This window comes from Peribacillus sp. YIM B13482 (assembly GCF_042787975.1).
Classification (GTDB): Bacteria; Bacillota; Bacilli; order Bacillales; family DSM-1321; genus Peribacillus; species Peribacillus simplex_A.
The window spans coordinates 160,151-183,244 of the sequence record NZ_JBHZPF010000002.1; the positions used below are offsets into that span (position 1 = coordinate 160,151).

Annotated in this window: 24 protein-coding genes; 7 read left to right on the forward strand and 17 right to left on the reverse strand. The window is 42.4% G+C overall.

All coding sequences use genetic code 11. The features are described 5' to 3' along the window. Positions 1 to 67 precede the first annotated feature (67 nt). The gene (gene dnaE / locus ACFX4L_RS02310) at positions 68 to 3,427 is read right to left on the reverse strand and encodes a DNA polymerase III subunit alpha (RefSeq protein WP_377381292.1); all 3,360 of its coding nucleotides are present in this window, start codon (positions 3,425 to 3,427) and stop codon (positions 68 to 70) included. A gap of 182 nt (positions 3,428 to 3,609) precedes the next feature. Between dnaE and ytrH the strand changes: the two genes are divergently transcribed. Continuing rightward, entirely contained in the window at positions 3,610 to 3,945 is a 336-nt protein-coding gene (gene ytrH, locus ACFX4L_RS02315; protein WP_061464368.1) for a sporulation membrane protein YtrH, read from the forward strand. Further along, positions 3,942 to 4,445, forward strand: a complete 504-nt coding sequence (ytrI, locus tag ACFX4L_RS02320; protein ID WP_089361740.1) for a sporulation membrane protein YtrI — start codon at positions 3,942 to 3,944, stop codon at positions 4,443 to 4,445. Before ytrH ends, ytrI begins: the two co-directional genes overlap by 4 nt. Before the next feature lie 100 nt (positions 4,446 to 4,545). Here the strand turns inward: ytrI and ACFX4L_RS02325 are convergent, their stop codons facing one another. Next, positions 4,546 to 5,484, reverse strand: a complete 939-nt coding sequence (locus ACFX4L_RS02325) for a DHH family phosphoesterase (protein ID WP_061464370.1) — start codon at positions 5,482 to 5,484, stop codon at positions 4,546 to 4,548. A 171-nt stretch (positions 5,485 to 5,655) separates the two neighbouring features. On the opposite strand from ACFX4L_RS02325, the gene ACFX4L_RS02330 reads away from it, so the two are divergent. Further along, on the forward strand, positions 5,656 to 5,958 hold the full coding sequence (locus ACFX4L_RS02330) for a YtpI family protein (protein WP_125160151.1): 303 nt from the start codon (positions 5,656 to 5,658) through the stop codon (positions 5,956 to 5,958). A 32-nt stretch (positions 5,959 to 5,990) separates the two neighbouring features. Here ACFX4L_RS02330 and ACFX4L_RS02335 read toward each other — a convergent pair whose 3' ends face one another. From ACFX4L_RS02335 to ACFX4L_RS02345, 3 genes are all read right to left on the reverse strand, one after another. Next, positions 5,991 to 7,310: a DRTGG domain-containing protein gene (locus ACFX4L_RS02335; RefSeq protein WP_061466161.1), complete on the reverse strand. Its 1,320-nt coding sequence runs from the start codon at positions 7,308 to 7,310 to the stop codon at positions 5,991 to 5,993. A gap of 71 nt (positions 7,311 to 7,381) precedes the next feature. Next, positions 7,382 to 7,606: a hypothetical protein gene (locus ACFX4L_RS02340; protein ID WP_284470028.1), complete on the reverse strand. Its 225-nt coding sequence runs from the start codon at positions 7,604 to 7,606 to the stop codon at positions 7,382 to 7,384. Positions 7,607 to 7,823: 217 nt separating this feature from the next. Then, on the reverse strand, positions 7,824 to 8,504 hold the full coding sequence (locus tag ACFX4L_RS02345) for a metal-dependent hydrolase (protein WP_377381299.1): 681 nt from the start codon (positions 8,502 to 8,504) through the stop codon (positions 7,824 to 7,826). A 116-nt stretch (positions 8,505 to 8,620) separates the two neighbouring features. Between ACFX4L_RS02345 and ACFX4L_RS02350 the strand changes: the two genes are divergently transcribed. Next, positions 8,621 to 9,718 carry a M24 family metallopeptidase gene (locus ACFX4L_RS02350; protein ID WP_089361745.1) on the forward strand — a complete coding sequence of 366 codons (1,098 nt, stop codon included), beginning with the start codon at positions 8,621 to 8,623 and terminating at the stop codon, positions 9,716 to 9,718. A gap of 88 nt (positions 9,719 to 9,806) precedes the next feature. Here ACFX4L_RS02350 and bamE read toward each other — a convergent pair whose 3' ends face one another. Beyond that, positions 9,807 to 10,055 carry an outer membrane protein assembly factor BamE domain-containing protein gene (gene bamE / locus ACFX4L_RS02355; RefSeq protein ID WP_284470026.1) on the reverse strand — a complete coding sequence of 83 codons (249 nt, stop codon included), beginning with the start codon at positions 10,053 to 10,055 and terminating at the stop codon, positions 9,807 to 9,809. 541 nt (positions 10,056 to 10,596) lie between these two features. On the opposite strand from bamE, the gene ACFX4L_RS02360 reads away from it, so the two are divergent. Next, entirely contained in the window at positions 10,597 to 11,043 is a 447-nt protein-coding gene (locus ACFX4L_RS02360; RefSeq protein ID WP_377381403.1) for a universal stress protein, read from the forward strand. 47 nt (positions 11,044 to 11,090) lie between these two features. Here the strand turns inward: ACFX4L_RS02360 and argH are convergent, their stop codons facing one another. Beyond that, entirely contained in the window at positions 11,091 to 12,470 is a 1,380-nt protein-coding gene (gene argH / locus ACFX4L_RS02365) for an argininosuccinate lyase (RefSeq protein WP_089361747.1), read from the reverse strand. Beyond that, positions 12,467 to 13,675, reverse strand: a complete 1,209-nt coding sequence (locus ACFX4L_RS02370) for an argininosuccinate synthase (protein WP_061464377.1) — start codon at positions 13,673 to 13,675, stop codon at positions 12,467 to 12,469. The genes argH and ACFX4L_RS02370 overlap by 4 nt, the downstream gene beginning before the upstream one ends. A gap of 214 nt (positions 13,676 to 13,889) precedes the next feature. On the opposite strand from ACFX4L_RS02370, the gene ACFX4L_RS02375 reads away from it, so the two are divergent. Next, positions 13,890 to 14,204, forward strand: a complete 315-nt coding sequence (locus tag ACFX4L_RS02375) for a hypothetical protein (RefSeq protein ID WP_061464378.1) — start codon at positions 13,890 to 13,892, stop codon at positions 14,202 to 14,204. A gap of 56 nt (positions 14,205 to 14,260) precedes the next feature. Here ACFX4L_RS02375 and ACFX4L_RS02380 read toward each other — a convergent pair whose 3' ends face one another. The 9 genes from ACFX4L_RS02380 to sppA all read right to left on the reverse strand — a co-directional run bounded on the left by ACFX4L_RS02380 (position 14,261) and on the right by sppA (position 22,056). After that, complete coding sequence (locus tag ACFX4L_RS02380) at positions 14,261 to 14,773, reverse strand: MogA/MoaB family molybdenum cofactor biosynthesis protein (protein ID WP_089361748.1); 513 nt, start codon at positions 14,771 to 14,773, stop codon at positions 14,261 to 14,263. After that, positions 14,770 to 15,612, reverse strand: a complete 843-nt coding sequence (locus tag ACFX4L_RS02385) for an EcsC family protein (protein ID WP_284470024.1) — start codon at positions 15,610 to 15,612, stop codon at positions 14,770 to 14,772. The genes ACFX4L_RS02380 and ACFX4L_RS02385 overlap by 4 nt, the downstream gene beginning before the upstream one ends. Before the next feature lie 175 nt (positions 15,613 to 15,787). After that, positions 15,788 to 16,990: an acetate kinase gene (locus tag ACFX4L_RS02390; protein ID WP_061464381.1), complete on the reverse strand. Its 1,203-nt coding sequence runs from the start codon at positions 16,988 to 16,990 to the stop codon at positions 15,788 to 15,790. 165 nt (positions 16,991 to 17,155) lie between these two features. Further along, positions 17,156 to 18,142: a class I SAM-dependent methyltransferase gene (locus ACFX4L_RS02395; protein ID WP_284470022.1), complete on the reverse strand. Its 987-nt coding sequence runs from the start codon at positions 18,140 to 18,142 to the stop codon at positions 17,156 to 17,158. Positions 18,143 to 18,539: 397 nt separating this feature from the next. After that, positions 18,540 to 19,040, reverse strand: coding sequence for a thiol peroxidase (gene tpx / locus ACFX4L_RS02400; protein ID WP_061464383.1), 501 nt, complete (start codon positions 19,038 to 19,040; stop codon positions 18,540 to 18,542). Positions 19,041 to 19,218: 178 nt separating this feature from the next. Continuing rightward, positions 19,219 to 19,692, reverse strand: a complete 474-nt coding sequence (ytfJ, locus tag ACFX4L_RS02405; protein WP_061464384.1) for a GerW family sporulation protein — start codon at positions 19,690 to 19,692, stop codon at positions 19,219 to 19,221. A 17-nt stretch (positions 19,693 to 19,709) separates the two neighbouring features. Next, positions 19,710 to 20,402: a DUF2953 domain-containing protein gene (locus tag ACFX4L_RS02410; RefSeq protein ID WP_284470020.1), complete on the reverse strand. Its 693-nt coding sequence runs from the start codon at positions 20,400 to 20,402 to the stop codon at positions 19,710 to 19,712. A gap of 100 nt (positions 20,403 to 20,502) precedes the next feature. Continuing rightward, a complete protein-coding gene (locus tag ACFX4L_RS02415; RefSeq protein ID WP_284470019.1) occupies positions 20,503 to 21,042 on the reverse strand; it encodes an RDD family protein in 540 nt (179 codons plus the stop codon). A 12-nt stretch (positions 21,043 to 21,054) separates the two neighbouring features. Beyond that, on the reverse strand, positions 21,055 to 22,056 hold the full coding sequence (sppA, locus tag ACFX4L_RS02420; RefSeq protein WP_089361757.1) for a signal peptide peptidase SppA: 1,002 nt from the start codon (positions 22,054 to 22,056) through the stop codon (positions 21,055 to 21,057). Positions 22,057 to 22,260: 204 nt separating this feature from the next. On the opposite strand from sppA, the gene ACFX4L_RS02425 reads away from it, so the two are divergent. After that, positions 22,261 to 23,061, forward strand: coding sequence for an NAD kinase (locus ACFX4L_RS02425; RefSeq protein ID WP_377381319.1), 801 nt, complete (start codon positions 22,261 to 22,263; stop codon positions 23,059 to 23,061). Positions 23,062 to 23,094 lie beyond the last annotated feature (33 nt).

A 23,094-nucleotide genomic window follows, 5' to 3' on the forward strand; every position in this document is an offset into this window, starting at 1 on the left:
GAAATCTAGTGGTCAGACCACAGCGGCCTGTTTTCAATATAACATAACTGCTTAAGTTGTAAAACAGTTATTCTCGCTTATAAACCACATTACCTTTTCCGACTAAACCAAATAATGCCTGCATCAGACTATCTGTAGGATTGACCCAATCCCAATAAGATAGCTGTACATAACGGTTTTCCCTCTCGTAAAAAAGCATGACCTTTGTTTCGCCGCTATGCTGCATTAAAATTTTTTTTATTTTTTGCAGTGTGTCCTTCGTTTGCTTGCCAGCCTCAATTTTCAGGAAAACCGTTCCGTTTTGTTCCTCTTTCATCCTTTTCACTTTTTCAAGCGGATATACGTTCCTGGTCAGGAGCTGGGTTTTTCCATCCCGTTCTTCCAATGTCCCCTGCAGCATAACGAGTTGTCCATGATTCAAGTCGGCAGAGTGGTTTTTATATACATTGGGAAAAACGACCGCCTCAATGTCCCCCTCTTCATCACTGACGCTCAAAAAGGCCATAACATCGCCCTTTTTTGTCCTTATGGTTTTAACCGACGTAATATATGCGCCAAGTAAGACTTTTGATTCCTTTTTATTGGTAGCCTCGTCTATGGTCAAACAGCCGAAGTACTGAAATAGTTCCCTGTAGCTGGTCACGGGATGATTCGATAGATAAAGCCCCAATGCGCTTTTCTCCAATGAGAGTTTGTGCTCGATAGGAATGGGCTCGACCCGGTTGTATTTCGGTTTGAGTGAAAACTCGCCATCCGAAAACATATCGAATAGATCATCATCTGGATTTACCAATTCCGTATGGCTGATCGCTATGTCCAAACTCGCCAATAATGTTGCCCGGTCTTCACCGAATTCATCAAAAGCACCTGAATGCACAAGCGCCTCCAACACTTTTCGATTTACGATTTTCCCCGAAACGCGCAAACAGAAATCGAATAAATCAGCGAACGTCTTTTGTCGTCTTGCAGCAAAGATTTCTTTTAAAACCGTACCGCCTATTCCTTTTATGGCTCCAAGACTATAGCGGATCCCTTCCTTTTCCGGTAAAAACGGGTATCCGCTCCGGTTAATCGAAGGGGGCAGAACCGTCATCCCTTTCTTTTTTGCCTCACGGATATATTGGGCAATCTTTTCATCATTCCCCACTACCGATGTCATTAGTGCTGCCATGAAATATTCCGGATGGTGGGTTTTCAAGTACCCCAGCTGATAAGCAATGACACTATAAGCAACCGCATGGCTACGGTTGAATCCGTAATTAGCGAAGCGGACGATCAAGGAATAAATCTCATCTGCCGTTTTTTCGGAATATCCTTGTTTCAAAGAGCCGCTCACAAAATGCTGCCGCTCCTGATCCAGCACATCCTTTTTCTTCTTCGAAACGGCACGACGGAGCAGGTCAGCTTCCCCAAGTGAAAATCCGGCGAGGCGAGAGGCAATTTGCATGATCTGTTCTTGATAAACAATGACTCCGTATGTAGGCTCAAGGATATCCTTCAAATCCTGGTGCAGGTACTCAATGGGAGCCAGTCCATGTTTTCGCTCGATGAACAGCGGTATGTTTTCCATGGGACCTGGACGATAGAGGGCATTGACCGCGACAATATCCTCGAATCGGTTCGGTTTCAGCTTGATCAAAACCTTTCGGATGCCATCCGATTCAAATTGAAACACTCCAGTTGTTTCACCTCTCCCTAAAAGGGCTAACGTCTCGGGGTCATCCATCGGGATATGCGACAGGTCCAGTTTTTTCCCCGTTCCCTTGTGGATGTTCTTTAAAATATTTTCGATGAGCGTTAAATTGCGAAGCCCCAGAAAATCCATTTTAAGAAGTCCCAGTTCTTCAAGAAGGTCCATTGGATATTGAGTAAGATGGATGCCGTCATGCCCTCCCTGAATCGGGATATGCTCGGTCAGTGCCTGGTCGCTAATGACGACGCCTGCCGCATGTGTCGAAGCATGGCGAGGCAGCCCTTCAAGCAATAACGCCGTTTGAAAAAGTTTTTGATTCATCTCACTCTCATTAACGAATTCCCTCAGCCTTTTCGATTCCTTGAAAGCTTCAGGAAGCGTGATGCCCAGACGGCCTGGAATCATTTTCGATACCGCTTCCTGTTCCTTTGAATTCAAGCCGAAAACACGTCCTGTGTCCCTTAAAGCAGCCTTGGCAGCTAATGTTCCGAATGTAATGATTTGTGCTACATGAAGTTCCCCATATTTCTTCGCGACATAGGCAATCACTTCTTCACGGCGGTTATCCGGAAAATCAATATCGATATCCGGCATCGAGACACGTTCAGGATTCAGGAAACGCTCGAACAGCAAGGAATGTTCGATTGGATCGACATCCGTTATCGACAGCACATAAGCGACCATCGATCCGGCGGCCGATCCCCTTCCAGGACCAGTCAGGATTTGGTGATCCTTAGCGAATTTCATGAAATCCCAAACGATTAAAAAGTAATCACTGAAATTCATCTTGGTAATTATATCCAATTCGTATCGAAGGCGCTCTTCATATTGAATGGATGGCTCAGGAAATCTTTTCCGCAACCCTTGGAAACAGACAACTTCGAGCATCTCCTCGGCTGTGACTCCATCTTCAGTGGGGTACTTAGGCAGCAGTGAACGATGAAACGGAATTTCAAGATTGCATTGTGCGGCAATATGTAGTGAATTTTCGAGTGCATCCGGCCTGTCATGGAATAGTTCTGCCATCTGAGCCCTGCTTTTCAAATAAAATTGATTGGATTCAAGAACCGTATGCGTCTCATCCGACAGCTTGTCACCATTTCCAATTGCCAGAAGGACTTCCTGAGCGAGTGCATCGCTTTCGTTCAAAAAATAAACCGGATTCGTCGCAACGATCTTTATCCCTAATTCTCTCGCCAACTGACTTAAAGCTTCGATACCTTTCTCTTCGTCCGCAATCGAAAGTCTCTGTATGGATACAAAAAAGTTATCATGGCCAAAAATTTGCAGAAATCGACCTGCAGCCTGTTTGGCTCCTTCAGTATTTTCTTCTCTTAATAGCGTTTCTATGTTCCCCTCTGCACCCGGTGTTATTGCTATCAAGCCCCCGGAGTAGGCTTTAAGCCAGTTCATTGGAATGCCTGACGGGGATTTCGTTTTTATGGCACTGCTTATTTTTAGCAGGTTTTGATAGCCTTGCAGATTTTTTGCCAATAAAAGAAGGCCATGTGCCGATTCCTGTTCATCGAGGACATCTGCAAGAAGGCCGACAATCGGCTTTATTCCCTGTTTCTTACATTCTTTATAAAAATAGACCGAACCGTACATAACATTTCGATCGGTTAAGGCAAGACTTGTACAGCCATCCGCTTTCGCTTTGGCCACAAGATCAGTGATCTTCACCGTACTTGTCAGCAGGCTGTATCCGCTCTGAATATGGAGATGAGTATACACGTTTTTTCTCCCACCTTTGTAAGGCATGTTTCTTTTCATTATAGTGTTTATTTCAAAAAAAGAAAATATGTTCTCATTACCAATCCAATATATCACCCTGATTTTCGCCGACTATCATAATACCTCTGCACTTCCCATATAAATAGAATAGAAGAATATCAAGCAAAAAAGGATGATGATATATGAATGAAGCCTTTTTTCCGGCCTTTATCAACAGCTTTTTCATATCGCTTGGCGTATTGCTTGGAGGCTCGTTAATCGGGGGCCTCGCCGCTTTTTTTACTGGACAAGCTCCGATGACGACTGTGTTCCGGCTATCGGACAGCCTGCGTATATGGGCGATTGTCGCTGCCATCGGGGGTACTTTTGATATGGTCTATAATTTCGAACGCGGCATTTTCCACGGAGAAACGAAGGATATAGTCAAGCAGATACTATTGATTCTATCTGCACTTGGGGGAGCACAGACAGGAGCACTGATCATCAACTGGTTCACTCAGGAGCATATATCATCATGAGGATTCCTCCCTATCACCGGGCACCCACCTGGCAGCGTTTTTTTGCCGGGGCCGCACTTGGCGGATTGATCAGCTGGGTGATTTTCTTTTATATGTATGGGGTCCAGCAAGAAACACAGATACGGATCATTCATGACCAAAGAGAAGAAGTCAAGGATTTGAACGAAAAAATCGGGATCTGGGAGCAGGATTATAAAAAATTGAATCAGCAAAACGAAGAGATCTTAACGATTCAAGAGGTCGAAGTGACGATTACGAATGGAAAAACATACAGTCTCGATCAGCTGAGTGTCGCGGAAGCGGAGGATGTGATAGAGGACGACCTTTCCTCCCTTCTCGCCAAAGATGTCGTCAGTGTATATAATGGAAAGATGCTCTTGAAAAAATCAATCGAAAATAAAATCGTGACCATCAATAAAAAGCGTTATGACCTTGAAGTCGTGGAAATCATGTTTTATACGAAAATGAACATTGAAATCAAAGTAAAGAGGAGCTCTTGATAAAACCGCTTTCCGACAAAGTCCTTATTATATCCGCAAAGCTAAAAGACCAAATCACTTTGATTTGGTCTTCATGTCATTTCAATCCAAAAATCGTTTTCTAATTCGCTTTATTCAACTCTTCCAAATCGGCAAGGATATTATCCACTTCATCCCAAGAATGGATCGAAGCCCCTGCTGCAAACGGATGGCCTCCGCCGTTATATTTACGGGCAATCGTATTGATGATTGGACCCTTGGAACGGAAACGGACTCGGATTTCTTTATCCTCTTCAATGAAAAAGACCCATGTCTTAACATTTTTAATCGAACCTAGCGAGGAAACGAGCTGAGAGGCCTCCGATGCCGAAGCATGGAATGTTTCAAGTATATCCTTTGTGATGATCATTTTCCCCGTGCCATATGGAAGGATCTCAAAATGCTGCAGAACATAGCCATTCAACCTGACAATGCTTTCATTGACATCATACATCTCCTGATATAATTGCGGACGGGAGAACGAATAGTGAATCAATTCACTGGCATAGGCAAATGTCTTTTCAGTCGTGCTTTGGAATAGGAAACGACCTGTATCGCCAACGATGCCTGCATATAGAAGGCGTGCCGCTTCATCACTCATCTTCAAGCCTTTTTCTTTACCGAATTGGTAAAATTCATAAATCATTTCACTTGCAGAACTTGCTGATGTATCGACCCAGCGCATATCCCCATATGGATCTTCATTAGGATGATGGTCAATCTTAATCAGTTTATCCCCCGTCATATACCTTGAATCACAAATCCGGTCGGTATTGGCGGTATCACAAACGATGACCAAAGCACCTTGATATGTTTCATCAGAAATCACATCGAGCCTTCTTAAATAATTCAGTGACGGTTCTTCTTTCCCAACCGTATAAATCCGCTTTTCAGGGAAAGATGCCTTCAGGATTTCCGCCAATCCCCCCTGTGAACCATAAGCATCCGGATCTGGACGGACATGGCGATGGAGAATGATAGTATCATAACGCTTTATATCTGCTAAAATTTCAGCCTTCATATTGATCTCCCCTCAAACTATGTATTATCGAACCTAATAAAGATTTTATATATTTCATTTAATCAAAAAATTGGGGAAATAGAAAGTGTCATCTTGGTTTACTGTGGCATTCTCTTTCATTTCCCGCTACAATAAAAAGGTACATATGTTAAATTGGGGGAATTTTAAACGATGCCTATTCTTGTAACCTTGATCGTTCTTTCACTAGGGGTCTATTTGTTTTATAAGATCAAATCGGTCCGAACCAAAATGCCGATGGAAAAAAAGTGGATTTCAGGGAAGTCTTCCATTGCCCTTGGTGCGTTTGTCGCACTATTCGGAATCAATCAGCTTTTTCTATTCCACACAACCACCACTTATATCATTTCTGCCGTTTTCATTTCCGTTGGCCTATTCAGCGTTTGGGGAGGCTATAAAATGTATAGATTTTACCTGCCGCATGCAATTGAAGAAGCCGTAAATCAAAAAGGATAATCGAATATCGATTATCCTTTTTGATTTATTTATCATGATCGATCAAGCAATTGGCAGGTTAACATCGCCTTACCGACAAGTTTGCCTTGGTTAAACACCTCGACATCCACTTTTCCGAATTTACGTCCTACATCAAGGACACGCGGATGGATTTCAAGCGTGCTGTCGATCTGAACTGGCTTGATGAAATAAATCGTCATATTTTCCACGACCAAGTCACCGCGCTTATAGCTTCGAAGTGCCCGGTTTGCTGAATCCGTAACCAATGTCGTAAACACACCGCTTGAAATGGTCCCAAGATAATTGGTCATCTGCGGAGTGACGCCATAGTTATACACTTCCTCACCCTTGCCGCGATTCGAAGTCATCACAAGCTGACTTGTGATCGTATCGTCGATCGTTTCGCCGACCTGTGGCTGCCTTTGACTCATTTGCAGTGCCTTCAGTACATCCTGCCTGCTCACGATTCCCTTCAGGATATGACTGTCATTCACGACCGGGATTAACTCAATGCCTTCCCAAACCATCATATGTGCAGAAGATGCTACACTCATTTTATCGCCTACGGTCATCGGGTTTTTCGTCATCACCTTATCAATGAGCGTCAACTCTTCCTGACCCATGATATCTTTTGATGTGACCATTCCTTGAACCTTCATATTGTAATCGACAACAGGGAAACGGCTATGCCCTGATTCCTGATTCAGTTCATGCCAAGTCTGAACCCGGTCACCAACCGTTAAAAAGGTCGTTTCCTGTACGGGCGTCAAAATATCCTCCACCAGCAATATTTCCTTTTTGATCAATTGGTCATAGATTGCCCGATTGATCATCGTTGCAACGGTAAAGGTATCGTAACTTGTAGAAATGACTGGCATCTCCAATTCATCGGCCAACCTTTTAACGGGCTCTTCCGTATCGAATCCCCCGGTGATCAGCACCGCTGCACCCGCATTTAACGCGTGCTCATGGGCCTGGGTACGGTTCCCGACGATCAGCAGATTTCCTGCACCTGTATATCTCATCATGGCATCCAGCTTCATCGCCCCGATGACGAATTTATTTAATGTCTTATGAAGTCCCGTTTTTCCACCCAGAACTTGTCCGTCCACAATATTAACTACCTCGGCAAAAGTGAGCTTTTCAATATTCTCTTTTTTCTTTTTCTCGATACGGATCGTGCCTACCCGCTCAATCGAGCTCACGTAGCCCTGGTTCTCCGCCTCTTTAATTGCCCGATATGCCGTACCTTCACTAACATTCAATGCTTTCGCAATTTGACGGACGGAAATCTTTTCACCAACAGGGAGCCCATCGATATGTTTTAATATTTGTTCATGCTTTGTAGCCAAGCGCTTCACCCTTTTCACGGTATTCCTATTCTCCATTATAAGGTCAAAGAGCCTAGTTTATCAAACAACTACTAGTATTGGCGCAACCTTTTGTATTCCAGCAGGCGTTTTACCTTTTGTTTTTTAGGAGAATATAGTATTCCCGTCAAGTTCCCCGCTACCGCCAACAAGGCAAACAACAACCAGGTTCCGGCAAACAGGCTCTCCAAACCGCCACTTTCCAACGACAAGCGCGGCACGGCATAATACAGCATCACACCGCATAAAAGCAAACATAGAAATAACCTCTGTTTCATCCAATCCCCCCTTTTTACCATCTATTCATTTTATGCCTGCGAAAGGAAAAAAGACTTGGCTGAATGAAGGAGATTTACTTTACGACACCTCTATAAAAATCCAGATTCGTAAAAGGCAATGCTACAAGGATTTCCTTTCATTTCAATCCTCCATCCGCTCCTGATACTTCCCGAACGACCCAAACAAAAACGGGAGGCCATGTGGCTCCCGCTCCTTTTATAGTTCAATTTCATCCCCGGCTTCCATGATCAGTCCATTCTCCTCTTCAAGCAGGTCAATGAATTTGTTAGGATCCTGTTTGATGACAGGGAAAGTATTGTAATGAATCGGCACGACCTGTTTGGCTTGAAGGAATTTCGCTGCAAGTGCGGCATCTTCCGGCCCCATGGTGTAATTGTCGCCGATTGGCAAAAATGCCAAGTCAATCGGATGTCGCTCCCCGATCAGTTTCATATCGGAATATACGGCTGTATCCCCTGCATGATAGATCGTTTTCCCTTCTATCATAAGTAATACGCCAGCAGGCATTCCTAAATAAATGATTTGCCCATCTCCGTTATTGAATCCCGTTCCATGGAAAGCAGGCGTCAGTTTCACTTTTCCAAATTCGAACTCGAAAGCTCCGCCGATGCTCATCCCGTGAGTCCTAACCCCTTGAGCACCAAGATAGTCGGCAATTTCTGCAATGCCAATGACAAGAGCATCATGCTTTTTGGCCAATTCGACCGTGTCACCAACGTGGTCATTATGACCATGTGTCAAGATGATCACATCCGGTTTCACATCTTCTACCTTCAAATCGGTCAATTCATTTCCATTGATGAACGGATCGAATAAAATCGTTTGACCATTCGTTTCGACTTTTACAACTGCATGTCCATGAAAAGATACTTTCAATTCTGATGCTCCCTTCCCATACCACTAATTTTTAAATAGCCTTATTAGGCCTTACCCATTTACTATACTTTTAAATATTGCTAAGGTAATTATATCTTATAAATGGAGGTATCGTCATGAATGAACGTTTGACAGAACTACAAAATTGGCTTCAGGCCAATGAGGTTGAAGCCGCATTACTTACATCCACAGAAAGCATCTTCTATTTAAGCGGGTTCTTTAGTGATCCTCATGAAAGACTGCTTGCACTTGCCATTTTTGCAAATGCCGACCCATTCCTGGTCTGCCCGCAGATGGAAGTTCCGGATGCTAAACATGCTGGATGGAATGGGGATATCATTGGTTATACCGACATTGAAAATCCATGGGAAAAAGTTAAGCAAGCAGTGGTGAATCGCGGGTTAACCATAAAGAAAATGGCCATTGAAAAAGAGCATATGAATGTAGAACGCTATGAAAAGGTCCAACATCACTTCGGAGCACCAAAGCTCGTTTCAGCAGAAGAAAAACTCCAAAGGATGCGAATGATCAAGTCGGAAGAGGAAATGGTCAAAATCCGTGAAGCATGCCGCCTTGCCGACTTTGCGATCGAAGTGGGTGTCAGCGAAATTCATGAAGGTAAAACGGAAATGGAAATCCTTGCAGCGATAGAATTCGAACTGAAAAAGGCCGGAGTAAGCCAAATGTCATTCTCCACAATGGTCCTGACCGGTAAAAATGGTGCTTCCCCACATGGCACACCTGGGAATACGAAGGTTCAGCGTGGCGATCTTGTCCTCTTTGACCTGGGGGTCGTTCATGAAGGGTACTGCTCTGACATCACTAGAACTGTTGCTTACGGAGATATTAATGATAAACAGGCAGAGATATATGAAACGGTACTAAATGCACAAGAAGCTGCCGTTACAGCCAGTAAACCGGGTGTATCCTGTTCCGAGATTGACCTGATTGCCAGAAACATCATCAGGAATAAAGGATACGGTGAATTCTTCCCGCACAGGCTCGGCCACGGACTTGGGATCAGCGTCCATGAATACCCATCCTTAACCGAAACGAATACCCTTGAACTTCAATCCGGAATGGTTTATACCATCGAACCGGGTATATATGTTCCAAATGTTGCAGGCGTCAGGATTGAAGATGATCTATTAATCACCGATACCGGCTGTGAGGTTTTGACCAAATATCCGAAGAGCCTGCAAATCATAAAATGATCATGCATTGACCGTTTAATGTAACGAAACCCGGATACCCCCGTCCTCATTTAAGACGGGGGTAACTATTAATCGAATTTCATTTCAACTAATCGGTCCGCAGTTCAAACTTAACAGCTTGTTCATTGCCGTCAAACCAAATGACAAGCCATTCACTATCTATACTTATTATTCCCCTCTCGGCACCAAGGTAATAAACATTATCTTCCTCTTTGAAATATTCCGTTTCTGTTGGAGAACCTAAAAGCGTAATCACTTCTTCTTTTGTCTTTCCTATCAATTCATGCTCTTCCTTCATCATCATGTAACCATCTTTCGGTGGTGAACCTTGATTCATATTCATTTACCCCTAAAATGACCACACAATAAAGCAGCAGAAGAAAGCCAAGGCTTGAAATGGCAATACATCTAATTTTAATTTTCCTTTTATTATGTGAATCGGTATATGAAATCCATTGAAAAAATAGCAAAAGAACAAATGGAACAGCAGTGCTGATCTACTCATTATACTGATAGAAGCATGTACAACATTAATGAATAAAATAAAAAAGAAATAGATCAACGCATACAAAAGTACGTATAAATATAATGCATAGTTTAATATTCTTGAAACACTCAAAGAAAAAACTCCCCTCTCACGCCCGGCCTTACCATAAATAAACAAATCAAGTAAATAAAAGACATAAGGGGTTTGGTTAAAGCAAAGCTTCTTATTCGCAATAACAAGTTCAACTTTTCTAGAACCCATATTGTTTCATGTTGCGATTTCTTGGGCACTGGCTAAAACATTCGCTAATTTGTTACAATTGAAATAAGACAATCAGGTAAATAATAGTATAATAGGAATGAAATAGAAGGAGGAGATTCACTTGAATAGTATAGATTATAAAAATATTCTAGTAGCAGTGGACGGTTCGGAAGAAGCAGAGTGGGCTTTAAAAAAGGCTATCTATTTAGCAAAACTCAGTGATGCGACCCTATGTCTTGCACATATCGTTGACACAAGGAATTTCCCTACTATCGAAGCATATGATATGACTATCCGTGAACACTCTGAAACCTTTGCCAATGAGCTATTGGAAAAGTATAAAATGGAAGCCATTGCATCCGGGATTGCAAAAGTCCAAACAGAAGTGGCATATGGTTCTCCTAAAGTTCAAATTCCAAGGGATATTGCCAAAAAACATTCAATCGATTTAATTGTGTGCGGTGCAACAGGCCTTAATGCCGTCGAACGTTTCCTGATCGGCAGCGTGTCGGAAGGTATCGTTCGACGTTCAAACTGTGATGTAATTGTCGTTCGTACGAATAGTGATAAAAGATGATCATAAAAAAGCTCATTCGCCAAATTGGTGAACGAGCTTTTTCACTGTTATTCACTTACCAGTTTTTCCGCTTTTTCAATCGCCAGCAACACTTGGGCAAAACCTGTACCGCCCGCACTGTTACGGCGTTTAACGGCTTCGTAAGGATTTAATGCATCGTAAATATCATGTCCAAACAAATCGGAGGCTTCCTGGAATTGTTCAATGCTTAGGTCTACTAAATAGCAGCCATTCTGGACACAGAACAATACAAGTTTCCCGACCACCTCGTGTGCCTTACGGAAAGGCATTCCCTTTGAAGCTAGGTAATCAGCTAATTCCGTCGCATTCGAGAAGTCATTTCTTGTTGCTTTTTCCATGACGTCCGTTTTCACTTTCATTGTTGAAATCATGCCAGCAAATATTTTAAGTGAACCAACAATGGTCTTGACCGTATCGAAAACGCCTTCTTTATCTTCTTGCATATCTTTATTATAAGCAAGCGGCAATCCTTTCAATACAGTCAATAACCCCGTTAAATTCCCATAAACCCTTCCTGTTTTACCACGAATCAATTCTGCCATATCAGGGTTTTTCTTTTGCGGCATAATGCTGCTTCCCGTTGAAAACGCATCATCCAATTCAACGAATTGGAACTCCTGGCTTGACCATAGAATGATTTCTTCGCTGAAACGGGATAAATGCATCATCATCGTCGCACTGTTGCTCATGAATTCAATGGCAAAGTCACGATCACTTACCGCATCAAGGCTGTTTTCATAAATCCCCTCAAACCCCAATAGTTCGGCACTGAGGGCACGGTCAATCGGGAAAGTCGTCCCAGCTAGCGCCCCAGCACCCAATGGAGAAACATTAATTCTTTTGAAGCTCTCGGTGAAACGCTGCTTATCACGCTCAAGCATCCAAAAATAAGCCATTAAATGGTGGGCAAATGAAATGGGCTGTGCCCGCTGTAAATGTGTATAACCTGGAATTAGTGTTTCCACATTTTTTTTGGCCTGTCCCAAAATCGCTTTTTGCAGATCATTGATGAGTTCCAGGATCACTTTTGTTTGGTTCCGCATATACAGATGAAGATCTGTTGCAACTTGGTCATTACGGCTTCTGCCTGTATGAAGCTTTCCGCCCACTGGACCAATTTCGCTTATTAGCATACTTTCCAGGTTAAGATGGATATCCTCCATCTCAACCTTAAAAGTCAATTCACCCTTTTCAGCTTTTTCCTGTAAACTTTTCAGTCCTGCAATGATCTGGTCCGCATCTTCTTCAGGTAAAATGCTGCATTGCTTTAACATGGTTACATGGGCTAAGCTGCCTTGAATATCTTCAAGGACAAGTTCCTGGTCAAAGGAGATGGAAGCTCCAAACTCATCTACCCATTCTTCGGCAGACTTGGTGAATCTCCCTCCCCAAAGCTTGCTGCTCACACTGTCACCTTCTTGTTATTGACCATGCTGTTCACTTTCGTTGGAAGTCCCCATAACTTAATGAAACCAACTGCTGCATCATGATCGAATTCGTCCGCTTTTGTATAAGTAGCCAGTTTTTCATCATATAGAGAGTACTCGGATTTTCTTCCTTCAACAATCGCATGACCTTTGAAAAGCTTCACACGGACCGTACCCGTTACATTTACTTGTGTTTCTTTAAGGAAAGCGGCCAATGCTTTTTGAAGCGGAGAGAACCAAAGGCCTTCATAAATCAATTCAGTCATTTTCTTCTCGATCACGGGTTTGAAGTGAGCCAATTCTTTTACAAGCGTGATATCTTCAAGCTCTTTATGTGCAGCAATTAATGTCATAGCACCTGGAGCTTCGTATACTTCACGAGATTTGATTCCTACTAATCTATTTTCCACGTGGTCGATACGTCCAACTCCGTGTTTACCGGCAATCTGATTCAATTCAACAATCAAGTCAGCCAATTTATAGTTTTTGTCATTCAATGTAACCGGTACACCTTGTTCAAAACCAATTTCAATGATGTCAGCAGTATCTGGCGTATTTTCAAGGCTTGTTGTCAGATCATAAGCCTCTTCTGGTGGAGCTGCCCATGGGTCTTCCAGGATTCCGCATTCGTTACTTCTTCCCCAAAGGTTTTGGTCGATCGAGAATGGACTTGCCAAGCCGATTGGAACAGGAATGCCATTTTTAGCTGCATATTCAATCTCCTCTTCACGAGACCATTTCCAATCACGAACAGGTGCAAGAACTTCTAAATCAGGATTCAATGCCGAGATGGATACTTCGAAACGCACTTGGTCATTTCCTTTTCCCGTACAACCGTGCGCAACGGCTACAGCGTTTTCCGCTTCAGCCACTTCCACTAATTTCTTAGCGATCAGCGGGCGTGATAGAGCTGAAACCAATGGATATTTCCCTTCATATAAAGTATGTGCCTGAAGAGCCGTTAATGCGAATTCATCAGCGAATTCGTCTTTCGCATCAATCACATATGAACTGACCGCACCAACAGTGATTGCTTTTTCTTTAATGAAGTCCAAATCTTTCCCTTCACCGACATCCAAGCAGCATGCTACAACTTCGTATCCTTGATCTTGTAACCATTTAATTGCAACGGAAGTATCCAAACCTCCGGAATATGCTAAAACAACTTTTTGATTTTTTCCCATTTTAATCGTCCCTTTCGTGTGAATAAAAATTCACTCAATGTTATTTTTATTCAATCTATGATTAGTACTTTATCATCTTTATAAACGGAATACAAGGGGTATTTTAAAGATTTAGCTAAATAATCCGTTAATAATTTCAGGGAATTCATACATTGGATGCTTTCGCAAGAATATAGTAAACTAAGAGTATGAAAAATCGAAAAGTGGTGGGAATATGAGAGAACTATTTACCTATGATGAACGGCTTGGCATCCCCATTCCTGATTTGAATCTGGAGTGGGATGAATATACAAAAGGCGAGCAACAGCAAATACTCGTACAATGGGAGAATATCCGGGGGAGCATACCGGACCGCATCAAGGAACTGGAATCCACCATTAACCGAAAACAGTTTCAGCTCTCCGATGAAAGTAATTTCACCAAATCATGCCAGCTCAATTCCGAAATTGCGGAACTTGCTTCCATCATCAATGATTTATGGCTTTGGTATCGCACCAATCAAGGCGTTAGTGAAAAGATGCATAATTAAGGCCTATTCCATGCAAAAAAACCACAGTTTAGAACTGTGGTTTTTTTGCATCCCTCTTATAAATCCTTCCGAAGCTCACCAACGACATGTCCCAATTCCGGGAGAATCAATTTATTCATCGCAAGCCGAACCGCCCCCGTTGAACCCGGGGTGGAAAAAACCGCTTTGTTGTTCACGACCCCAGCAATCGCCCTCGATAGAATGGCTGCAGAACCGATATCCTCTTGAAAGCTGAGCATTCGGAAAATCTCGCCAAAACCCGGAATTTCCTTTGTCATCAATTCTTGAACCGCCTCGATCGTTACATCCCTATTGGCGATGCCAGTGCCACCGTTTGTTAATATGACATCCACCTTGCTGCTTTGGCTGCCAACTGTGACCGCAGCTTGAATCGCTTCCCTTTCATCCTTTACAATTTCATATTCCGTCACTTCATGCCCATTCGATTTCAATAATTCCACCATCAGTGCCCCGCTTTTATCCGTTTCTTCATTACGCGTATCACTAACGGTTATCACCATGCATCGAATTGCCTCCGTGAAGCCTTCTTTATGATCCCTGACACTCATTCTTCTTCAGCCTTCTTCATCTGTAAATACCGATATTGATAGAACTTCTGCGCAAATTCACTGACATTCCGGGTCATTTGATAATTGGCCCCAGCCCCGATGGCCATGCTGATGAATGGAATGCCCCGAACCAATTTTTTTCGAAAGACAGTTATGGATACGGCTTTCAACAGCTGCTTCAACGGCTGTTCCATCCAGGTCGGATTTGTAAGTTCTTCGATTCCTAAATAAAAATAGTCATCTTCCGCGTTCTGGACTTCCCGGATCAATTCTTCCCAGGCCATCCCTTGAAGTCTTTTTGGCATCGCTCCTGCATTGAATACCTTAAGGGCCATCATCATTTCAAAAGGCGTATTCACCTCAACACCATAAGACATCGCAATCAGCTGTACGATCCTGACATTGATGACCGTCATGGCCGGAATATCACTCCCTAACAGGAGCAGGCTACCTGATCCGCTTACACCGCCTTGTGCAAATGAATACAACCGATGCTTTGCGATATGCTGGTTCGCTATGTAATTCAACTGATCGATCGATAAGTGATTCAAGTCATCCAGCGTTTCGATATCTTCCTTAAACAAGCGCGCAGATGCTAAAATCCGCTCTCTTGCATCTATTTGGATTTGTGAGCTCTGAACCATGGCATGCAAATGAAAAAGCCAAGTATCAAGCTTTTCAAAAAACTGTTGTTGGACGTTATCTGGAAGCAGGTCAAAACCCTGCTCTAACCATTTATCATACAATGCTGACAAATCTTTTCGCTCATATTGATAAAGATTTTCCTGCCATTCACTAATTTCATTCCAAATTTTAATTTCCCGATTCGTGAATTCCATGCATCAAGCCTCCTATGTACAGAATTGGTGGATTCTCCCTTAAGTATACCATAGAGGATGGCTTTTCAAGAAAGATGATGAGGGGCAAGAAGATGCGGTTGAGGGTGAAACCATTTGAATCAATGCTTTCATGGAAAAGATCCCTTACCAATAGATAAGGGATCTTTATAAAAAATCATGAAGTCATGTTTTCGCTAAAAGCCAATCTCATGGTATCCCTGACAATCATGATTTCTTCATTAGTGGGAATGACCATCACTTTAACGGGGGAATAAGGTGTATTGATGAAGGCTTCCTTACCCGAGGTACGGTTGAGATCCTTATCCCAATATACCCCCATGAATTCAAGTCCCTCCAAGATTCGCCCCCTAATGGCTTGACTGTTTTCACCGATGCCCGCTGTAAAAATGATGCCGTCCACACCTCCCATTTTAGCCGAATAGGAACCTATGTACTTGTGAATCCGATCTGCAAAAACTTCAAGTGCGAGTACAGCCCGATCATTGCCTTTATCCGCTTCCACTTGTATATCGCGCAGGTCGCTGGAAAACCCAGAAAGGGCTAGAATGCCGCTTTTCTTATTCAGGACATCCAGCACTTCATCAGCCGTTTTTCCCGTCTTCTCCATGATATATGGAATCAGCGCAGGGTCGATGTTGCCTGAACGCGTCCCCATTGTAACACCGGCCAATGGTGTAAATCCCATTGATGTATCAATCGATTTACCGCCCTTTATGGCCGTAATGCTTGCACCATTCCCTAAATGGCAGGATAACAAGCGAAGCTGTTCGATTGGGCGGCCAATCATTGCTGCAGCCCGCTGCGACACATATTTATGTGAAGTACCATGAAACCCATATTTCCTTATTCCATAGTTTTCATAATATTCAAAGGGTAAGCTGTACAAATATGAATCTGCAGCCATCGTTTGATGAAAGGCAGTATCGAATACGGCAACAGCAGGAACATCAAGTATTTGCCTGAAGGCTTTGATTCCCGTGATATTGGCGGGATTATGAAGGGGTGCCAACTCGGAAAGCTTTTCGATTTCCTCTATTACTTCCACCGTAATCAAGACGGAGTCACTGAACACCTCACCACCATGCACAACCCGATGCCCTACGCCATCTATCTCTTCAAAGGATTCAATGATGCGATGGTAAATCAGCTTTTTCAATAAAAGCCCTACTGCCACTTCATAGTTGGGTATATGCACCGTTTCAGATACCTTTTTGCCTTCGACGCTCAAAGTGAATGTGGAATTTTTCAAGCCAATCCTTTCTACAAGACCCTTTGTAATTACGTTTTCACTTGGCATCTCAAAAAGTTGAAACTTCAATGAAGAGCTGCCAGCATTAATAGCCATGATTTTTGACATCCATCCTGCTCCTTTACTCTAAGCTAGTTCTTCCAATGATCATCTCAACGAAACATGTAGTGTATTGTACAATTTTATCATGGCGAGCGGATACAACCAAATAAAAACCAAAAATTAGGAATAAAAAAAATGAAAGCCAATGCCTGTGGCATCAGCTTTCATTGACTACTTTTCCTCTTTAAACCAATCATCCATCTGCTGCATGACAGAGCTTGTCGCTTCGAAATCCGATAACTTCGGAAGTTGTACGAGCAGTGCCTTCTTCGGAGCTTCGATACCCTCTTTTTTCTTTTGAAGGATCAGGATGCTTTTCGCAGCCGCTTCACTCTTAAACATGGAAAGCGGCAGTTGCACCATCCCTTGGATATGTGTATACTTCTTCAGGAAATCATTGAGTTTCGGCGCTTCCTCCGAGACGAACAGGTTATTAGGGACAATGAAGAAAAGGTGTCCGCCATCCTTCACATGTTTAACACTTTGCTCAATAAACAAATGGTGTGCATATGAATGTCCATTATCTGCCTTCAATTCATATTCAGCTGCACGCACATCATTCGGATAATAACCAATCGGCAAATCACTGACCACAACATCGGAAGGATCGATGAAAAGTGGCTCCAAGCTGTCCTGATTGAAAAATTGCAGCGGATGTTCTTGCAGGTTGGCACCTGCATAAGCAAGCCTGATCAAGGTTTCATCAATCTCGACACCATATGATGCGATACTTTTATCAGTAAGTTGATTCAAGATCGCAAATAGTAAATTCCCCGTTCCGACAGCTGGATCTAGCATGACCAATTCTTTTTGATCCTTGGTGAATTTACCGACTAAATAGCTGACAAACATGCCGACTGCATCCGGGGTCATATGATGATTCGGTTGGACGCTCTCCTGCATGCCTTTTAAAATAGCAAGCTGGTACGCTTTACGAATTGCTTCCTTCTCATATTTCTCTGGTGAAAAATCTCCATAATGCTTAACTAACCTTTTCTTCGATACTTCACTGATTTCCTCCTGCAGGACTTTCCCCTGGAAGAAGTTCTCACCCGTTTCACCTAGGGCATCCAGATACGTACATGATAATTCACTTTGCAATATTTGGGCTGTTTCATCAAATTCATAAAATAATTGTTCAACTGGGGTAGACTTCACTTATTAATTCCTCCTGTTTGCTTCTGTCCTTATTTTATAGCTAACAAGAAAGAGATACAAGTCGTACGTCCTGCTTAACATTCTTTTGAAAGTCCGTATATTTAGAATCGAGCCACTCTTTTTTAAAAGTTTTTAAAAATTGGTAAATAAATGGTAAATACGTTAATTTCGAGTGTGGATGACTAGGGGGAAGTATTATTTGGAGGATACTAAAAAAGATTCTATAGTGGGGATTTTTTGTTTTTATTTTCCTGTACGGGATATTAACTGTTCTTTGGATTATCTTTGTGATTTCACTTGGTTGGTTAGAATTTAATAACCAATGAACTATATTCTCCTTTTAAACATTAAAACAAAAAACCGGACACATTGCGTCCGGTTTCTAAGAATTCACATCTTATTTTGCTGCTTTAGCCGCTTCGATTGCACCCTCGTAATTTGGATGGTTGGTACCTTCACTAACATATTCTACATATGTGATTTCATCATTGCTGTTTACAACGAACACCGAGCGTGCCAATAGTCGAAGTTCTTGCATGACGACACCATAGGCTTCACCGAAAGAAAGGTCACGGTGATCGGAAAGAACTTGAACATTGTCCAGGCCACTAGCAGCACACCAGCGTTTTTGCGCGAAAGGAAGATCGTTACTGATCGTCAGAACTTTTACATTATCCAATTTTGCCGCTTCTTCATTGAATTTACGTGTCTGTGCATCACATACACCTGTATCGACAGATGGAACTACACTGATGATGCGGACAGAACCTTTGGAGTCGCTTAATGTAACCGGTGATAAGTCATTAGCCAATACCGTAAAATCAGGTGCTTTGTCCCCAACTTTTAGTTCTGATCCCACTAAAGTGACCGGGTTGTTTTTAAATGTAACTGAAGCCATTAAAAATTCCTCCTCTTTCTGCTATATGTACAAGCATAATAATATTTGTTTTACCGGAATTTTGCAATTAATTGAATTAGGAAAAGTGAATTGGCGGTTCACATGTGTGGAAAATCAAGCATTAAGTGGTGTAAGCATATTACAGCAAAAAGAAAACTCGGCGGATGCCGAGTCGCAGTTAGAAATCTAAATCCTGTTTAGGTTCTTGGTACCTCTTTACGTTTGTTTGACTGCTACTGCTGCCTTGCCTTTGATTACTACTTTCTTTTTTGGATAGCATGGACTGAATCTTATCGACGACTTGAGGAGCTAAATCCATCATTTTTTCGAGAAGATGCGTACCTTCATCAAGATGAATCATTTTCACCCCGTGGGAACCGACAATCAAAAAGGCAATTGGTGTTATGGAAACCCCACCGCCGCTACCGCCGCCAAAAGGCTGCTTGGAATCACCTTGATGTGCTTGATGGTTTCCATCCATTACAAATTCGCTGCCACCGGCTGCAAAACCAAAACCAACTTTGGATACGGTTAAAATGACACTTCCATCCGGAGTCTCCACCGGATCACCGATGATCGTGTTCACATCGACCATTTCTTTCAGATTTTCCATCGCTTCTTTCATTAAACCTTGAATCGGATGATCTGACATTTAAATTCCTCCACTCTCTAGAACGATTGTTTATTGGAATCACCTGATAGCTTCGCTAATTTCCTGGACCTGAAATGCGGTTTTCCGCCTTTCCAATAACGAAGCAGTTTTATTCCAGTCACCATAGCCTGCCCGATTCTAAATTGTAATATGCAGGAAATCGACGTATTGGCCTGCCATCTTTGAAAGTCAGGTGTAATGGAATATGCGGGCATGATCCGGAAGTTGAAATAGGTTGTCAGCAAACCGATGATTGAGCCTTTAAGTGCCCAGCATGCACCTGTTAAAACACCGGTATGTGCAGCGTTTTTAGTACCGACAATACTATGCCAGCTGAATTTTTTAACTTGGATTTTCCCTGTGAACTGACGGACGACCCTATGAAATCCGACCATATGCTGAAGCAACTCCTTCATGTCAGCGAATCCGTCACGCAAATCTTCGGGTGTGATTTTTTTCTTTTCTTCCTTTTCGGTTTTTCCGTTCATTTCTTGCTCTTCCTTTACTACTATAGCTGCCGAGTCATCATCCTTTTTAATGACCGGGACTTTAAATGTATAGTGAATAAGTCCATACCAAGCTGATAATTTAATATGTATTTTGTCATTCGTTTGGACACGTTTGTAGTCAATGTATACTCTTACTTTTGTGAAAATAAGAATAAGCAGCACCAAAATGAGGATACCTATAATCAGCAAAACCCACATCATGCACCCACACCCCTTCAGCCTATCATTATCGGCAAATGCAAAAAAAAATAAACCTGCAAAAGCGAAAAACACGCTCTTACAGATTCATGAATGGAAAATATCATCTTCTGATCAAAATAACACCTGTGTCTGCAAAGACATCATGCAAAGCCTGTTTCTTCGGTAATAAGCCTGCCAGGAGATAGCCAATCCAAGTAACTTTTGAAATATATCGGCCAATCAGCTCCCTGAACAATATCGTACCCCAAGAAATGGTTTTTGTCTCTTCCCTCAATGTAACGACTTTCAGTCCAAAAATCATCTTACCAAGGGTTTGGTTCAAGAATTTGGTCATCAAAACAAAGTATAAGAAGAATACGATCCCTGTTAGTAAGCCTTCTGCGGAAAACCAAAGATCATCTGTCCCTTCATAAAACTTGAAGATGGGATGAATCAAAATCCGATTCAAACTTCCGATAACCAACAAATCAGCTAAATAGGCCCAAAATCTCATCCAAAATCCAGCAAAATGCACTCTCTTGACTCCGCCATCATCCACGGCCTGCTTGGCTGGCGTAAATTCCTGCTGAACGGGAACCTCTTGATCTGCCAGTACATTGGATGCAGCGATTTGTTCATTGTTTTCATTTCGTTCCGTCATCCTTCAGCCCCCCTATTCCGCATACAAATACATTAAGCGTGGAGAATTTGAAGAGGAAAGGATTTTTGTCAAGACGGCCGTTTCCACATCATTCCCCAACATTTTTTGCGCTCCCATACTGAATAATGAACCGAAACCTGCCTCATCGGTATAGCGGATAACTTGAGCATCTTTTTTACCGATATCAGTTTTCATCGCGGCAATTACATCATCCAAATGGCCGAAATCATCTATTAAATGGTTTTCTTTAGCCTGACGCCCATCATAAATGCGGCCATCAGCAATTTTGCGTACTTCATTCTCTGTCATACCTCGTCCGTCGGCAATGACTTTTACAAATTGATCATAAGAATTATTAATCATATTTTGCAGTATTTCACGTTCTTCTCCAGTCATTTCCCGAGTTGGGCTCATAATATCTTTGTGTGGTCCGCTTTTGATGGTTTCGAACTCAACGCCATACTTCTTGGCCAGCTTCTCGTAATTATACCCATGCATGATGACACCTAGTGAACCCGTCATCGTTTCTGGGCTGGCGTAAATCTTATCGGCTGGCGCAGAAATATAATATCCTCCGGAAGCCGCCATTGATCCCATTGAAACATAGACAGGTTTTTTCACTTTTTTAATATCAAGGATCTTATCATAGATCTCAGCACTTTCTACGACACCGCCGCCAGGAGAATTCACCCTTAGTATGATTCCTTTGATATCATCATTTTCCTCTGCCATCTTCAGCTTATCCATGAAGGCACGGTGATTATATGTTGCTGAACTTAGTAATGAAGCTTCTCCTGTATCTTGAATCGTTCCCTCTACATCGAATACTGCAATAACATTAGAAAAATCATCGCCTTCTATGACTTCCTCGTTAAATGCACTTTCAGAAGCAAATAATTCATCAATGATATTTTCCGTATCCGCTGTAAATAGAGTTGTAGCCGTCCCTACAGCAATAGAGACAAAAAATAAAACGGCTGCAATTCCAAGTGCCGCCCAACGTTTTCCATTCATCTGTTTTCCCCCTTAAATATATGTATCCTTCTTATCATACGAACTGCATACATTAATGTTTCATTCCATGATAAACTAGACATATAAAATTGTAGCAAATAATCCTCTAATTGGAAATGCATTGGTGCATTTTGCACGATCTGCATTTACCTGAACAGGAAAAAGAAAGCCCTTTCATCACCAATCATACTAGGGGGGAACATGATGAACACTCGCAGGAATATTTATTTTTTCCATGCACCGAATACAGAAATACTTAACAAGATCGAATACTTATCGGACTTAGCGAAACAGCATTCATATGAAGTCATCCAAGATTTCACAAAGGCCAACATCATCGTAAGCATAGGTGATGACGGCACATTCCTGCAGGCAGCCCGTAAAACCGGGTTCAGGGATGATTGTTTATATGCAGGCATTTCCACCACAGGTAACTTGAATATGTATTGCGATTTCCACTTGGAAGACACGGATAAAATGATCGATGCCATGACAAGAGAGCAAATCGAGGTGCGTAAATATCCAACCATCGATATCCAGTTGGACGATCAGCCCTCCTTTTATGCCCTCAATGAACTCAGTATCCGGACTTCCATAACCAAAACGTTCATCATGGATATTTTCATTGATCAACTCCATTTTGAAACTTTTCGCGGCGACGGAATCATCATTGCGACCCCGACCGGAAGCACCGCCTATAATAAATCGGTAAACGGGGCCGTTGTGGATCCGCTTCTCCCTTGTTTTCAAGTGAGCGAGCTCGCATCCATCAATAATAATTCCTATCGGACCCTAGGTTCTTCATTCATCCTAAGCGGCAATAGGACGTTGACCGTCCACCTTGAACAAAACGGGCCAAGCTACCCGATCATCGGAATGGACAATGAAGCATTAAGCATCAATCATGTTGAAAAGGTCAAGGTCCGGTTAAGCGGTAAAGTCATCAAGACCGTTAAGCTTAAGGATAATTCCTTTTGGGAAAAGGTGAAAAGGACCTTTCTTTGAACTAACTAATAAAGGTACCGGATATGTCCGGTA